The organism is Streptomyces sp. 8N114, from assembly GCF_052245835.1.
Classification (GTDB): Bacteria; Actinomycetota; Actinomycetes; order Streptomycetales; family Streptomycetaceae; genus Streptomyces.
This window is the reverse complement of the sequence record NZ_JBQQBT010000008.1, coordinates 147,265-161,029: the sequence shown is the minus strand read 5'-3', so window position 1 is coordinate 161,029 and position 13,765 is coordinate 147,265. Positions and strand designations below refer to the sequence as shown.

At 71.3% G+C, this 13,765-nt stretch carries 14 protein-coding genes; 7 read left to right on the top strand and 7 right to left on the bottom strand.

Annotated elements, in window-relative coordinates; translation table 11 throughout:
- Nucleotides 1–7: 7 nt before the first annotated feature.
- Both ACTWQF_RS19340 and ACTWQF_RS19335 read right to left on the bottom strand, forming a co-directional pair.
- The gene (locus tag ACTWQF_RS19340; protein ID WP_443280800.1) at nucleotides 8–1,054 is read right to left on the bottom strand and encodes an NUDIX domain-containing protein; all 1,047 of its coding nucleotides are present in this window, start codon (nucleotides 1,052–1,054) and stop codon (nucleotides 8–10) included.
- Between the two features lie 247 nt (nucleotides 1,055–1,301).
- Nucleotides 1,302–1,871, bottom strand: a complete 570-nt coding sequence (locus ACTWQF_RS19335) for a TIGR03086 family metal-binding protein (protein WP_443280799.1) — start codon at nucleotides 1,869–1,871, stop codon at nucleotides 1,302–1,304.
- Nucleotides 1,872–1,957: 86 nt separating this feature from the next.
- Here ACTWQF_RS19335 and ACTWQF_RS19330 point away from each other — a divergent pair, with 86 nt between their 5' ends.
- Nucleotides 1,958–2,860, top strand: coding sequence for an AraC family transcriptional regulator (locus ACTWQF_RS19330; RefSeq protein WP_443280798.1), 903 nt, complete (start codon nucleotides 1,958–1,960; stop codon nucleotides 2,858–2,860).
- A 100-nt stretch (nucleotides 2,861–2,960) separates the two neighbouring features.
- Here ACTWQF_RS19330 and ACTWQF_RS19325 read toward each other — a convergent pair whose 3' ends face one another.
- The gene (locus ACTWQF_RS19325; RefSeq protein ID WP_443280797.1) at nucleotides 2,961–3,899 is read right to left on the bottom strand and encodes an ROK family protein; all 939 of its coding nucleotides are present in this window, start codon (nucleotides 3,897–3,899) and stop codon (nucleotides 2,961–2,963) included.
- Between the two features lie 316 nt (nucleotides 3,900–4,215).
- On the opposite strand from ACTWQF_RS19325, the gene ACTWQF_RS19320 reads away from it, so the two are divergent.
- From ACTWQF_RS19320 to ACTWQF_RS19310, 3 genes are all read left to right on the top strand, one after another.
- Nucleotides 4,216–5,220, top strand: a complete 1,005-nt coding sequence (locus ACTWQF_RS19320) for a LacI family DNA-binding transcriptional regulator (protein ID WP_443280967.1) — start codon at nucleotides 4,216–4,218, stop codon at nucleotides 5,218–5,220.
- Between the two features lie 294 nt (nucleotides 5,221–5,514).
- Nucleotides 5,515–6,249 carry a GNAT family N-acetyltransferase gene (locus tag ACTWQF_RS19315; protein ID WP_443280796.1) on the top strand — a complete coding sequence of 245 codons (735 nt, stop codon included), beginning with the start codon at nucleotides 5,515–5,517 and terminating at the stop codon, nucleotides 6,247–6,249.
- Nucleotides 6,250–6,334: 85 nt separating this feature from the next.
- Nucleotides 6,335–6,859: a MarR family winged helix-turn-helix transcriptional regulator gene (locus ACTWQF_RS19310; RefSeq protein ID WP_443280795.1), complete on the top strand. Its 525-nt coding sequence runs from the start codon at nucleotides 6,335–6,337 to the stop codon at nucleotides 6,857–6,859.
- A gap of 197 nt (nucleotides 6,860–7,056) precedes the next feature.
- On the opposite strand, the gene ACTWQF_RS19305 is transcribed toward ACTWQF_RS19310, so the two are convergent.
- On the bottom strand, nucleotides 7,057–7,707 hold the full coding sequence (locus ACTWQF_RS19305; RefSeq protein ID WP_443280794.1) for a TetR/AcrR family transcriptional regulator: 651 nt from the start codon (nucleotides 7,705–7,707) through the stop codon (nucleotides 7,057–7,059).
- A gap of 240 nt (nucleotides 7,708–7,947) precedes the next feature.
- On the opposite strand from ACTWQF_RS19305, the gene ACTWQF_RS19300 reads away from it, so the two are divergent.
- Together ACTWQF_RS19300 and ACTWQF_RS19295 are read left to right on the top strand one after the other, a co-directional pair.
- Nucleotides 7,948–8,841 (top strand): alpha/beta fold hydrolase, encoded by an 894-nt coding sequence (locus tag ACTWQF_RS19300; RefSeq protein ID WP_443280793.1) that lies wholly within the window; start codon nucleotides 7,948–7,950, stop codon nucleotides 8,839–8,841.
- A 71-nt stretch (nucleotides 8,842–8,912) separates the two neighbouring features.
- Nucleotides 8,913–9,440 (top strand): DinB family protein, encoded by a 528-nt coding sequence (locus ACTWQF_RS19295; protein WP_443280791.1) that lies wholly within the window; start codon nucleotides 8,913–8,915, stop codon nucleotides 9,438–9,440.
- 58 nt (nucleotides 9,441–9,498) lie between these two features.
- Here ACTWQF_RS19295 and ACTWQF_RS19290 read toward each other — a convergent pair whose 3' ends face one another.
- Nucleotides 9,499–10,776 (bottom strand): DUF6986 family protein, encoded by a 1,278-nt coding sequence (locus ACTWQF_RS19290; RefSeq protein ID WP_443280790.1) that lies wholly within the window; start codon nucleotides 10,774–10,776, stop codon nucleotides 9,499–9,501.
- Nucleotides 10,777–11,160: 384 nt separating this feature from the next.
- Here ACTWQF_RS19290 and ACTWQF_RS19285 point away from each other — a divergent pair, with 384 nt between their 5' ends.
- Nucleotides 11,161–11,610: a subtilase-type protease inhibitor gene (locus ACTWQF_RS19285; RefSeq protein ID WP_443280789.1), complete on the top strand. Its 450-nt coding sequence runs from the start codon at nucleotides 11,161–11,163 to the stop codon at nucleotides 11,608–11,610.
- A gap of 92 nt (nucleotides 11,611–11,702) precedes the next feature.
- On the opposite strand, the gene ACTWQF_RS19280 is transcribed toward ACTWQF_RS19285, so the two are convergent.
- Nucleotides 11,703–12,665, bottom strand: coding sequence for an electron transfer flavoprotein subunit alpha/FixB family protein (locus ACTWQF_RS19280; protein ID WP_443280788.1), 963 nt, complete (start codon nucleotides 12,663–12,665; stop codon nucleotides 11,703–11,705).
- An 84-nt stretch (nucleotides 12,666–12,749) separates the two neighbouring features.
- Entirely contained in the window at nucleotides 12,750–13,541 is a 792-nt protein-coding gene (locus ACTWQF_RS19275) for an electron transfer flavoprotein subunit beta/FixA family protein (RefSeq protein ID WP_443280786.1), read from the bottom strand.
- Nucleotides 13,542–13,765: the final 224 nt, after the last annotated feature.

The following is a 13,765-nucleotide window of genomic DNA, read 5'->3' as shown; positions in this document are numbered from 1 at the left end:
ACGAGGGTCAGCGCAGCAGGTTGCCCGAGCCGGCGGCCCCGGTCGGAACGCCGCCCTCCAGGTAGAGCGGGTGTCCCACCCTGCGGGCCCGGAGGGCACAGCGCAGCCGCTCCAGCCGTACCGGAGGCAGCAGTTCAGCCGCTTCCTCCTCCGTGACGAAGCGCCAGCCGCGGAGTTCGGCGCTGGGCAGCAGCAGCGCCGCGGCAGCCTCGGCCGGGAGTCGTCCGCCGTCGAAGAGCAGCCGCATCCCGCCGTAACCCGGCGGATGCGGCGGCTCCCAGTCCACGACGAGCAGTGCGAGCTCACCATCCAGCCGCAGCCCCAGCTCCTCGAACACCTCCCGCACGCCGGCGACGCTCGGCGCCTCCCCCTGTTCCACCACACCGCCCGGGAACTCCCAGCCGGGCTTGTAGGTGGGGTCGACGAGCAGCACCCGGTCGCGGTCGTCGAAGAGCAGTATCCCGGCGGCGACCGTCTCGGCCGTGGGTTCGGGCGTCTGCACGATGTCCACGTCCCCCGCCCCGGCGCTGATCGCCTCGGCGAGGCGTTCGGCGGTGCTGCGCGGGGTGAGAAAGGTTGTGTCGACGGTGTGCGCTTCAGCTGTGATCCACGGCAGCGCCTCCTGGTAGGGGCGCAGATGGTTCAGGCACCAGGCCCGGGTGGCACCACCGTCCGCGGCGGCGCGGGTGTCGATACGCTCGCGCAGTACCGGCTCCTCGACGTGCAGCAGGAGATGGCGTACGGGTATCCGGCGGGCGGCGAAGGCGCCGAACATCTCGTCCCGGTACTCGCGCCGCAGCAGCGTCATCGGGGTGAGCAGCGGGCCTGGGACCTCGGTAAGCAGAGCGGCGGCCGTGTCCACCACGAGCCGCCGCCACGAGCGCAGGTCCTGGAAGTCGGCTATCTGCGCCAGTCGTTCCTTCGGCAGCATCCAGCGCAGCTCCGCGCCGATGACTTCGGGATCGTAGAGCGTGCTGCCTGGGAGCAGGTCCAGGAGTTCGTACGCTGCAGTGGTCTTGCCCGCGCCGAAGGCGCCGTTCAGCCAGACGATCACGGTGTTCCCCCCTCATCCGTCGTCCCCGTTCAGTTGCCCGCATCACCCGGTGCGGGAAACGCGCCGGGGCGGCTCTCCCGGCGCTGAACGAGGCACGGCGCCCGCGCCCCGGCGCGTACGGCAGGCGCGTGCGACCCCCCAGGAGGGACGGGGAATCGACGGACGGAGTGGCCCGGCCACCGTCAGCTGGGCGACCGGCCGGGGTCAGGGCGGCCACCAGCCGGGGACAGGACGGCCACCCGCCGGGTCAGGACGGCGACCAGCTCGGGTCACGACCGGTGCGCATGAGCACCCGATCGAAGGGAGTGGCCTCGGGCGGGGCGGCGATCTCCTCGCCGAAGACGCCTGCTTTCCGGGCCATGGGCGCCATCTCCTCCAGAGCCGGTCCGGCTTCGCCGAGCGCGGCCGGATCGGGCCGGTAGTCCTGGCCGGTGGCGCGGGCGAGGTCCCAGCCGTGCACGACCAGATCGCCCATCACCATGTGCGCGACAGTGCGCTGCGGCAGGCCCATGCCCTGGGAAACACCCTCCAGCGCGTCCGGCGCCGACCATGCCTCGGCGAGCTTGACCGTCTCGTTGCCGAAGCGGGAACGCCAGTCCCCTTCGAGGTAGTCGGGGGTGGTGCTGAAGTCGGCGGTTCCCCTGGCGGCCAGCGCCTGGAAGCTGACGACGACATGGAAGAGGTGATTGAGCAGTGCCCGCACGTCGTACTCGGCGCAGGGCGTGGGCCAGGTCAGCTGCTCATCCTTGATGCCGCGGACGACGGGGTCGGTCGCGCGGGCGGCGCTGTCGATGAGGGGAGCGAGTGCGTTTGCCATGCCGTCACGCTATGCCGGGCTGCGCGCCGTGAATTGAAGAAACGCGACACCGGACGGCGCCGCGATGGCCGCATAGGATTGCTGTCATGGCAGGTCAGAGCGACTGTGACGGGGAACGGACAGCCGGGAGAGCCAATCCCGGCAAAGGCGGGCGCGCAGGCCCTCGGCGGGACACCCGGGGCATCGTGCAGGCACCCGGGCTGCTGGCACGGGTCGACTTCCGCCGCAGGCTTCCGGCCGAGCCGCTGCGCCGCTGGGTCGAGCACTACTGGCTGATCGACTGGGACCTGGCAGAGCCGTACGTCTCGCAAGTGGTACCGCACCCGTGCGTCAACGTCGTCTTCGAGCGGCGCGGCCCCGCGGACCTCGCGCCCAGGACGGGGCTGGTCGCGGGGGTGGGCACCGGTGTGTTCTCCACCAAGCTGGAGGGGGTCGGGCGCGTGTGCGGGGTGCAGTTCCGCCCAGGCGGCTTCCGCCCCTTCCTCACGCCGCCCCGCCGGCTCTCCACGCTCACCGGCCGACAGCTGTCGCTTGAAGAGGCATTCGGCACCGACGGTGAGGCCACGTCCAGGGTCCTGGACCCGGACCGGGAGGACGAGCGCGTGGCGGCCCTCGACTCCTTTCTGCTCTCCCTCTCCCCCACCCCGGATCCCGCCGCCGAGCGGGCCATGGCGCTGGCGCACCGGGTGCGTACGGACCGCTCCGTACTGCGCGTCGAACGGCTCGCGGCGGACGCGGGCCTGACTGTACGCACCCTCCAGCGGCTGTTCGCCACGTACGTCGGAGTCACCCCGAAGTGGACGATCCTGCGGTACCGCGTCCATGAAGCCATGGAGCGCGCCACCGCGCACCCCGAGACGGACTGGTCCCGCCTCGCCGCCGAGCTCGGCTACAGCGACCAGGCCCATCTGGTCCGCGACTTCACCGCGGCGGTGGGCGTCACACCCTCCGCGTACGCCCGCGCGGTTCGTGAGTACCCGCGCCCGTAAGGGGCGCGGGGAACTGCGCGACCAGCCAGGACGCACGCGGCAGCCCGCAAACAGCGACCGGGGGCACCCCCTCACCGGAACAGCGGGAGGGGCCCACCCCTCACATAGCCCCCACCAATTGCCAGCCCGCTGAGGCGGCGCCGATGAGGCCCGCGTCGGTACCGGTGGCGGCGGGGGCCAGCTCGAGCCCCCGGATGTAGGGGAGGGTGGCGTAGCGCTTCAGTTCGGTGCGGAGGGGGGCGAAGAGGACGTCGCCCGCGCGGGCGACCCCGCCGCCGATGACGGCGATGTCGAGCTCCACGAGGGCGGCGGTGGCAGCGATGGCAGCGGCAAGGGCGCGGGCCGCCCGGGCGAAGGCGGCGCCGGCCAGTGGGTCGCCGGCGCGGGCGGCGGCGGCGACGCCTGCCGCGGTGGTGTCCCGGTCCGGGCCGGGCCGCCAGCCGGACTCCAGGGCGCGGCGGGCGATGTTGGTACCGCTGGCGATGGTCTCGACGCAGCCGCGCGATCCGCAGGGGCACAGGTCGCCGTCCATATCGACGCTGATGTGCCCGATGTGCCCCGCGTTCCCGGTGGGCCCGGAGTGGAGAGCGCCGTTCAGGATGAGGCCCCCGCCGACGCCCGTGGAGACGACCATGCACAGCGCGTCGGCGCGGCCCTTGGCGGCGCCCTGCCAGTGCTCGGCCGCGGCGATGGCCGGGCCGTCGCCGATCAGCGTGACGGGAAGGCCACCTGCCCGTTCGCGTACGTCGGCGACGAGCGGATGGTCGCGCCAGGCGGGGATGTTGACCGGGCTGACGGTGCCGGCCTTGGCGTCGACAGGTCCCGCGCTGCCGATGCCGACGGCGCCGACGCGGTGCCATTCGCGGGCGGCGGTCAGTTCGCGGAGTACCTCGTCGACGGTCGCACGCAGGCGGTCGACGCCCTCCCGCGCGGGGGTGGGCTGCTGGGTGCGGGCGAGGAGTCTGCCGCCCCGGTCCACCAGGGCACCCGCGATCTTGGTGCCGCCGATGTCGAGCGCGGCGACGAGGTCGTTGTGCATGGGCAGTCGACTCCTGCGCGTGCGGTGTACGGACCCGCACGGTGCGCGGGGTGGACCGGCCAAGTCTTGCAAGAGTCGACCCATCTTGACAACGTTGTCCAGACAGCAGACTGACCCGTCCCCGCGGCTATGCTGCTCCTCCGCACCGCGATCAACGACAGCACCGACCGCACCCGCCCCAACCGCCCGACCCCTCCGACAAGGAACAGGACCCGTGGCAGCCGACACCGCCGACCCCGCACTCCCCCCAACCCCCGCAGGCCCTCGCGCCACGGGCCCGCGCCGCGGGGACCGCCGCCATGCGGGCCGCCCGACGATGAAGGACGTGGCGGCACGGGCGGGCGTCGGCCTCAAGACCGTCTCCCGCGTCGTCAACGGCGAGGCCGGGGTCTCCAGCGACACCGAGCGACGGGTACAGGAGGCCATCACCTCGCTCGGCTTCCGTCGCAACGACAGCGCCCGCGTACTGCGCAAGGGCACCACGGCCAGCATCGGCCTGGTGCTGGAGGACCTGGCCGACCCGTTCTACTCGCCGCTCAGCCGCGCGGTCGAGGAGGTCGCTCGGGCACACGGCGCGCTGCTGATCAACGGGTCGAGCGCGGAGGATCCGGAGCGGGAGCAGGAGTTGACGCTGGCACTGTGCGCCCGCCGCGTCGACGGGCTGGTGATCATCCCGGCCAGTGACGACCACCGCTATCTGGCCCCGGAGATCGCCGCGGGCGTGGCCACCGTGTTCGTCGACCGGCCGCCCGGGCGGATAGCGGCCGACCTGGTGCTCTCCGACAACTTCGAGGGGGCACGCACCGGTGTCGCCCACTTGATCGCGCACGGGCACCGGCGTATCGGATTCATCGGTGACCGGCCGGAGATCCACACCGCCCAGGAACGGCTCCGCGGCTACCGCGCCGCGATGGAGGACGCCGGTCTGCCGGTGGCCGACTCCTGGGTGGCTCCGGGAAGCACGGACTCCGACCGGGTACGGGCCGATGCGGCCCGGATGCTGGACGGCGCCGACGGCACGGAGCCGGTGACCGCGTTCTTCGCCGGCAACAACCGGGTGACGGTCACCCTGGTGCGGGTGCTGGCCGCGCCGGAGCGGCGGGACCGGCCCGTCGCGCTGGTCGGGTTCGACGACTTCGAGCTGGCCGATCTGCTCTCGCCCCCGGTCACGGTCGTCGCCCAGGATCCGGCGGACCTCGGTCGCAGCGCCGCCGAGCTGCTGTTCAGGCGGCTGGACGGCGCCGATGACGAGCCCCGTACGGTCTCGCGCCCGACGAGACTGATCGCCCGCGGCTCCGGCGAGATCCCCCCGTACGACTGACCGGCTCAGCTGCCGTTGCCGGTCTCCGGGGCGGCTTCGGCCGGAGCTGCGTGGCGTCACTTCCGCATCCTCGGTGGCGCGTCGGACCGTGGGCGCCGTCGTCCGGGGGCGGAAGATCGGACGGGGGAAGGAACGTGCGGCTGTAATGGTGCGAGGAAGGGATCGGCGGTCGTGGATCTTGTGTTGCGCCCGGGTACCGGGGACGATGCCGCGGAGTGCGGCAGGATCTGTTTCGAAGCCTTTGCCGGGATTGCTCGTGAGCATGCCTTTCCGCCCGACGTGCCCAGTCCCGAGGTGGGTATCGAGCTGATCCATGCGGGGCTGACCCACCCCAGGTTCTACAGCGTCGTCGCCGAGCTCGACGGCCGGATCGTGGGCAGCAACTTTCTCGACGAGCGCTCGTCCGTCGTCGGGGTCGGGCCCCTCACCATCGATCCCGCCGCGCAGAACCGAGGCGCGGGCCGTCGGCTGATGCAGGACGTGATGGACCGGGCCGCCGAGCAGGGAGCGCCCGGAATCCGTCTCTTGCAGAGCGGGTATCACACCAGATCGTTCTCGCTGTACGCGAGCCTTGGGTTCGCGTTCCGGGAGACGGTGGCGTGTATGCAAGGGCCTGCGATTTCGCGCGCGGTGACCGGGCACACCGTCCGGGAGGCCACGGAAGCGGACCTGGCACCGTGCAACGAACTGTGCCGACGGGTCCACGGCTTCGACCGTGGCGGCGAGGTCGCCGATGCGCTCAGGCAAGGCACGGCCCGTGTCGTCGAGCACGAGGGACGCATCACCGGTTACGCCACGGACCTCGCGTTCTTCGCACACGCTGTGGCCGAGACGACCACGGGGCTCCAGGCCCTGATCGCCTCGGCTCCCGCCTTCGGCGGTCCCGGCATCCTCGTGCCGGCGAGCAACAGTCCGCTGGTGCAATGGGGGCTCGCGAACGGCCTCAGGGTGGTGCAGTTGATGAGCCTGATGACCATCGGCCTCTACAACGAGCCCGCCGGGGCGTACCTGCCCTCGGTCCTCTACTGATGCCCGGCAGGCCGACTACCCCGGGGGGAGCCGCCCAGTCAACCGTGGCCGAGGGAGCGTCCAACTCCCGTGCTTAAGTGGGTTCATGGCTGACAAAACCCCGGAGAAAGCCCCCACGACGGACCCTGCGACAGTGGGCCCCTCCCCCGGCCCGCCCACCACACCCACCGCTCCTGACGTGCTCACCACCGCACCCGGATATCAGGTGCGACGCCTGTATCAGGCGTATCTCGCGATGTGGCTACGTGTTGTCGGCCAGACGCTGACCGGACCGCAGTTCGCCGTTCTGACGACGGTGCGGGCCAATCCGGGCAGCGACCAGAGCTCGCTCGCCTCCGCCGTCGCGCTGGACACCTCCACCATGGCGGACCTGGCGCGGCGGCTGGAGAACCGCGGGCTGCTGGAGCGCAGGACCGCGTCCTCGGACGGCCGCCGGAAACTGCTGCACCTCACACCGGAGGGCGAGCGCGCGCTCCGCGAGGCCGGCGGCCGGGTACGGGAGTTGAACGAGCGGCTTCTCGCACGGTACGACTCCGGGAACCGCGAACGGCTGCTGCGCGAGCTCACCGCCCTTGCCGACGACTGGGAGCGGTTGAGCGTCGGCACCTAACGCTTGTCCGGCGCCTCTGGCGTACCCGGCATGGGGGGCTGCGCCCCGCAAGGGGCGCGGGGAACTGCGCGACCAGCCATGGGGGTACCTCCCTGCCCGAAGAGCTTGGGGGAGCAACAGCACCCCGCAACCTACGAGCAGGGGCACCCCCTTATCGGCACGACAGGGAACGGCCCAGCAGGCGTCGCCGGGCAGCGTCAGTCGCCGGTGGGCAGGGCCGCGGGATCGGTGGCGGCAGCCGCCAGCCGGTCGCGGATGCCGCGCCGGGCCCGCTGGTACGGCTTCGCGTCCACCGAGGCGTCGCCGTGCAGTACGGACTCGGCGTTCCCCGCTTCCAGCAGCGCGATGATCTCGAAGGCGAGCTGGGGGACGTCGGTGCCCTCGGTGAACTCTCCGGCCTCCAGGGCTTCCTGGAGGGTACGTTCGACGAAGGCGGTCCAGTCGGCGCGTGCCTGGGCGATGCTGTCGTGCACCCGGCCCTCACGCGCGTCGAACTCGGCGGAGACGGAGTAGAAGAAACAGCCGCCGGGGAAGACCCGCTCCTGCGAGTAGGTCAGCCAGCTCTCGTACAGGCGCACGACCCGGCGCAGCCCGGCGGGTTCTTCCAGGGCCGGCTGCACGACATGCTCGGTGTAGATCCTGATGGCGGCCCGTACGGTCGCGAGCTGAAGCTCCTCCTTGGAGCCGAAGAGGGTGAAGACGCCGCTCTTGCTCAGCTTGAGCTCCCCGGCGAGGCGGCCCAGCGAGAGGCCGTCCAGCCCCTCCGAGGAGGCGACCCGTACGGCTCGGCCCAAGACCAGCCGCCGCGTCTGGTTGCCGCGTTCGACACGTCCGTCCGACCGTTCCACAGCTCCTCCGTCATCGTCCCGCCCGCTACAGGTGCCACGGGTCCTCGCCCTGGCGCAGCCGCAAGGCAGCCGCGGGCGCAGCCGTGTTGGCAGCCGCGCAGCCGCAGTCTACTCAGTGGACGACCGTTCGGTCATGTGCCAGACTGCGGCCAACTAACCGCACGACCGTGCGGTTAGTTTTCTTGCTCCAGCCAAGCGGCCGCGGCCGCGGCGCGAGCCGGAACGACACGGGAGGGCGGCATGCGGACACAGCGGACACAGCACAGCGGCGGACGGCGGAGGCAGCGCGCGGAGGCGATTCTGGGGTCGGCCCTCAACGCGGGCGCGACGGTCTCCCCCGCACTCGCGGGACGGATGGCGTACGCCGTCTTCCGCGCACCCCTCAAGCGGGGCAAGGTTCTGCCGTCCGAGCACGACGTACACATCCGCGCGCAGACCGACGAACTGGTCTCCGGCGGCCGGCGTGTGACCACCTATCAGTGGGGCGACGGCGAGCGCCCCGTGCTCATGCTGCACGGATGGCAGTCCCGCGCTTCCCGCTTCGCCGCGTTCGTGCCCCGGCTGGAGGCCCTCAGCCTGAGCCCGGTCTCGTTCGACGCCCCGGGGCACGGCGACTCCGAGGGGCGTACGACGACCGTCCTGGAGAACGCCGAGATCGCCGCGCGGCTCCAGGACCGGCACGGCCCCTTCCACTCCGTCCTCGCGCACTCCTTCGGGGTCCTCTGCGCTTTCCTCGCCCTCCGCGAACGGATCAAGGCGGAGCGGCTGGTCGCTGTCGCGGGGGTGAGCGACTTCGGTTTCATGGTCGACGGGTTCAGCCGGATGCTCCGGCTGAACCGCACTCTCCGCGCCGGTCTGCGGCAGCAGGTCGAGACCCGGCTGTTCCCGGAGGTGGAGAAGGTCTGGGAACGCTTCGACGCGACGCACCGGCCCGGCGACATCGACCTGCCCATGCTGATCGTCCACGACGAGGGCGACCGGATGGTGCCGCTCCAGCAGGCCCATCGGCTCGTATCGGCTTATGACGCGCGGGCCGAACTCCTCGTCACCACCGGTCTCGGCCATCGCCGGATACTCGGCGCGCCGCTCACGGTCGACAGCGCACTCGACTTCCTCGCCCCGCAGCGGAGTTGACCGCCCCGGTCATCGGGGCCTCGCCGCGAAATCCGTTTGCCGCGGGGGAGGTCCAGTGACACGGTCTGGCGATGCAGGAATCGCGATGCCGGCTGTTGCGCTGGCAGTTCGATCTGACGTGGTCGCTGTTCGAGTATCACCTGGAGCGGTTGGAGCCAGGGGATCTGCTGTGGGAGCCAGGCCCCAACTGCTGGACCGTACGGCGCGACGCCGACGGCAGCTGGGTGCCGGACTTCGCGGAGACGGAGCCCGATCCGGTGCCGGTCCCGACGATGGGTTGGGTGAGCTGGCATCTGGGCTGGTGGTGGAGTGTCACCCTGGACCATGCGAAGGGCCGCCCGCCCCGGGACCGTTCCGCCGTCGTCTTCCCCGGCGAAGAGGCCGCCACCGTGGCGTGGCTGCGCGGGCTGCGGGAGGAGTGGCTGACGGTGCTGGAGGGGCTGACCGACGCCGAACTCGACGCGACGGCACCCTTCCCGTGGGAGGGCGACCCCGCGCATACCGTCGCGCACATGGTGGCGTGGGTGAATGCCGAGCTGATGAAGAACGTGACGGAGATCGGTCAACTCCGCCTGCTGCGGGCCTCGTCGGCAGGCTGAGCCGGTGGGAGCCGGGCGGCCGCGCGAGACCTGGGCGGCCGCCCGGGGTGCTGGTGGGTCAGCGGCCGGCGAGCCGGTCGAGCGCGGCACGGTCCAGGCCGGAGACCTCCGTGACCTCGGCGGTGTCGAGCGCGCCGCAGTCGAGACCACGCAGCAGATAGCCGCTGAGGGCACGCGCTGTCGCGGGCTCGTCCATGACATCGCCCCCGGCCCGGCCCACATAGGCGGCGAGCCGCTCGCCCGCGCGTCGCATGCCCTCGCGGTAGAAGGCGTAGACGGCGGCGTAGCGGGTGGGCAGGTGACCGGGGTGCATGTCCCAGCCCTGGTAGTAGGCACGGGCGAGCGAGCGCCGCACCAGGGAGTGGTGGAGCCGCCAGGCGTCGTGCACCTGCGCCTGGTCGCCGGTGGGGACGATGTTGGTGGAGCCGTCGGAGAGCCGTACGCCGGTGCCCGCGGCGGCCACCTGCATCACGGCCTTGGCGTGGTCGGCCGCCGGATGGTCCATCGCCTGGTAGGCGGCGGAGACCCCGCACGAGGCGCTGTAGTCGAAGGTGCCGTAGTGCAGCGAGGTGGCGCGGCCCTCGGCCGCGTCGATCAGCCGGGCGACGGTGGCCCGGCCGTCGGCCCCGAGGATCGACTGGGTCGTCTCGATCTGGATCTCGAAGCCGATGCGCCCCACCTCCGGACCGCGCGCCTTCTCGAACTCCTCGCACAGCCGGACCATCGCGGTGACCTGCTCCGGATAGGTCACCTTGGGCAGGGTGAGGACCAGTCCGCCGGGCAGCCCGCCCGCCTCCATGAGGCCGGTGAGGAAGATGTCGAGTGTACGGATGCCCCGGTCGCGGACGGCCGCCTCCATGCACTTCATGCGGATGCCGGCGTACGCGGGTACGGGCCCCTCGGCGCCCTCGGCGAAGGTGTCGGCGATCAGTTCGGCGGCCCGGACGGCGGCGGCGTCCTCCTCGTCGTCGGGCCGCGCGCCGTAGCCGTCCTCGAAGTCGATACGCAGGTCCTCGACGGGTTCGCGGCGCAGCTTTTCCCGGATACGGGCGTAGACCGGCCCCGCCAAGTCCCCGTCCATGCCGAGGACCCGGGCCAGCGCTTCGGCGTCGGGGGCGTGTGCGTCGAGCAGTGCTCCTGCGGCCTCGCCCCACTCCCGTACGGTGCCGGGCGTAACGGCGTCGGCGGGCACATAGACGGTGTGCACAGGCTGCCGCGTGCCCGGGTCACCCGGGTAGCGCCGGGCGAGTTCGGCGTCCACCGGCGCGAGCAGCTCGGAAACCCCCTCCAGTGCGCCGCTCCCCAAGCTGGTCCCGACCGTCCGGCCCTGCGCCATCTGTACTCCCTCTGCCGCTCTCCGAGCAGGCATCAACAAAACGTTGAAGCCAGTGCCGTGACGCTAATGGGGGCCTGACCAGCCAGTCAAGGGTTCCCCGCGTGGTCACTTGCCGCGCCCCTTCGGGGCACGGCCCCAGCGACCCGATGCACGGTTTCCGGTCGTCGTGGAGCATCGAGGATCAAGCCAGGCAGGCCGAACACGCGCCCCACGAAAGAGCGTTGCAGCAGGCGGCGACAGCGCGCGGCTATCACTTTGCGCCACTGATTCAATGCGAAACGTTACCGAAACATAAGGTGCCGATGTGCTTTATCCCGACGGACTCGGCAAACTCACTTTCGCCGATAGATCCGGCACTTACCTCAAAGCGGAAGGAAGCACACAATGCGGAAGACCGCACCCTGGCGCACCGTCCTCACCACGGCGGCTGCTGTCACGGGGGCCGTCGGCGCCCTCGCGCTCACGGCAGCACCTGCCCAGGCCGCACCTGCGAAAGCCACCTCGCTCTACGCACCCTCGGCCCTGGTGCTCACCATCGCGGACGGTGAGAGCTCCGCGACCACGGCACCCCAGCGTGCCGTCACGCTCGACTGCATGCCCGGGCCGTCCGGCACCCACCCCGCCGCGAAGGAAGCCTGCACCCAACTGCGGGCCTCAGGCGGGGACTTCGAAGCTCTGGCCGCCGACGCCGGGAACACGTACTGCACCAAGGAGTGGCGACCCGTCGTCGTGACCGCGCAGGGCGTGTGGGAGGGCAAGCGCGTGAACTACGAGCGCGTCTACGCCAACAGCTGCATGAAGAAGGTCGCGGGAGCCTCCGTCTTCGCCTTCTGACCGGGGGCTGCCGGCGGAGCTGCTGACAAACGCCGAGGAGCCCCGCACCGGACGCACCGGTGCGGGGCTCCTCTCCGAGCTCTGGGAGAGCATCAGCCCTTGCGGGTCTTGATCTCTTCGGTCAGCTGGGGGACGACCTCGAAAAGGTCGCCCACGATGCCGTAGTCGACCAGGTCGAAGATCGGGGCCTCGGCGTCCTTGTTGATGGCCACGATCGTCTTCGAGGTCTGCATGCCGGCGCGGTGCTGGATGGCACCGGAGATGCCGGTGGCGATGTAGAGCTGCGGCGAGACGGTCTTACCGGTCTGGCCCACCTGGTGGGAGTGCGGGTACCAGCCGGCGTCGACCGCGGCGCGGGAGGCGCCCACCGCGGCGCCCAGCGAGTCGGCCAGGCCCTCGATCAGCGGGAAGTTCTCGGCGCCGTTGAGGCCACGGCCGCCGGAGACCACGATCGCGGCCTCGGTCAGCTCGGGGCGGCCGGTGGACTCGCGCGGGGTGCGCGAGGTGACCTTGGTGCCGGTGGCGGCCTCGCCGAAGCTCACCGAGAGCTGCTCGACCGCACCGGCGGCGGCGGACGCCTCCGGGGTGGCCGAGTTGGGCTTCACGGTGATGACCGGGGTGCCCTTGGTGATCCGGGACTTGGTGGTGAACGCGGCGGCGAAGACCGACTGGGTGGTCACCGGGCCCTCGTCGCCGGCCTCCAGGTCGACCGCGTCGGTGACGATGCCGGAGCCGATGCGCACCGCGAGGCGCGCCGCGATCTCCTTGCCCTCCGCGGAGGAGGGAACCAGCACGGCCACGGGCGAGACGGACTCGTAGGCGCCCTGGAGCGCATCCACCTTCGGGACGACGAGATAGTCGGCGAACTCCGGCGCGTCGGCGGCCAGTACCCGGGTGGCGCCGTACTCGCCGAGCGTCTTGGCGGCCTCCTCGGCGTTCGGGCCGAGGTGCACGGCAACCGGGTCGCCCAGCCGGCGGGCGAGGGTCAGCAGTTCGAGGGTGGGCTTACGGACGGCGCCGTCCACGTGGTCGACGTAGACAAGGACTTCAGCCATGGGTTGCTCTCCTGCGGAAGATCAAAGTGAGGTCGGAGGGAAGAGGGACGCCGGGTCCTGAGGAACTTCCGGCGCCGGGCTGCCTTAGACGAACTTGCGCTCCGCGAGGAAGGCCGCAAGCTGCTTGCCGCCGTCGCCCTCGTCCTTGACGACGGTGCCTGCGGTGCGCGGCGGGCGCTCGGTCACGTCCTCGACCTTGGTCCAGGCGCCCTCCAGGCCGACCTCCTCGGCCTCGATGTCCAGGTCGTCCAGGTCCAGCGACTCGACGGGCTTCTTCTTGGCGGCCATGATCCCCTTGAAGGAGGGGTAACGCGCCTCGCCCGACTGGTCGGTGACGGAGACGACGGCCGGGAGCTGGGCCTCCAGCTGCTCGGTGGCGGCGTCACCGTCGCGGCGCCCGGTCACCTTGCCGTCCGCCACGGAGACCTCGGACAGCAGCGTCACCTGCGGCACGCCCAGCCGCTCGGCGAGCATCGCGGGCAGCACGCCCATCGTGCCGTCGGTGGAGGCCATACCGCAGACGACCAGGTCGAAGCCGGTCTTCTCGATGGCCTTGGCCAGTACGTACGAGGTGCCGAGCGCATCGGTGCCGTGCAGATCGTCGTCCTCGACGTGCACGGCCTTGTCCGCGCCCATGGACAGCGCCTTGCGCAGGGCGTCCTTGGCGTCCTCCGGGCCGACGGTGAGCACGGTGATCTCCGCGTCGTCGACCTCGTCCGAGTCCGCGATCTGCAGCGCCTGCTCGACCGCGTACTCGTCCAGCTCGGAGAGCAGGCCGTCGACCGACTCGCGATCGGTGGTCAGGTCCTCCGCGAAGTGCCGGTCACCGGTGGCGTCGGGCACGTACTTCACACAGACAACGATCCTCAAGCTCACGCCGGCTCTCCTACTGCTTCGACTTACGGGTTCCGGTCCGGTGGGACCGGGCGTCCGTCCACAATATTACTCGTCAGTACATCCAGCACGTGCCCCGTTCTCAATACCGCCGAGGTGTGACGTTGCCAACGGGGAGAGTGAACAGCCCAACTCCATCACGCGGGACGGTACGAAGCGAGTGCCGCGGAGCGGGATCTGGATCACGCGGGCGGTCCGTGCAGTGG

Bases quoted from the DNA above. Each gene is read 5' to 3' on its own strand.
- ACTWQF_RS19335 (WP_443280799.1), bottom strand. From the start codon at position 1,871: ATGGCAAACGCACTCGCTCCCCTCATCGACAGCGCCGCCCGCGCGACC.
- ACTWQF_RS19330 (WP_443280798.1), top strand. From the start codon at position 1,958: ATGGCAGGTCAGAGCGACTGTGACGGGGAACGGACAGCCGGGAGAGCC.
- ACTWQF_RS19325 (WP_443280797.1), bottom strand. From the start codon at position 3,899: ATGCACAACGACCTCGTCGCCGCGCTCGACATCGGCGGCACCAAGATC.
- ACTWQF_RS19320 (WP_443280967.1), top strand. From the start codon at position 4,216: ATGAAGGACGTGGCGGCACGGGCGGGCGTCGGCCTCAAGACCGTCTCC.
- ACTWQF_RS19310 (WP_443280795.1), top strand. From the start codon at position 6,335: ATGGCTGACAAAACCCCGGAGAAAGCCCCCACGACGGACCCTGCGACA.
- ACTWQF_RS19300 (WP_443280793.1), top strand. From the start codon at position 7,948: ATGCGGACACAGCGGACACAGCACAGCGGCGGACGGCGGAGGCAGCGC.
- ACTWQF_RS19295 (WP_443280791.1), top strand. From the start codon at position 8,913: ATGCAGGAATCGCGATGCCGGCTGTTGCGCTGGCAGTTCGATCTGACG.
- ACTWQF_RS19290 (WP_443280790.1), bottom strand. From the start codon at position 10,776: ATGGCGCAGGGCCGGACGGTCGGGACCAGCTTGGGGAGCGGCGCACTG.
- ACTWQF_RS19285 (WP_443280789.1), top strand. From the start codon at position 11,161: ATGCGGAAGACCGCACCCTGGCGCACCGTCCTCACCACGGCGGCTGCT.
- ACTWQF_RS19280 (WP_443280788.1), bottom strand. From the start codon at position 12,665: ATGGCTGAAGTCCTTGTCTACGTCGACCACGTGGACGGCGCCGTCCGT.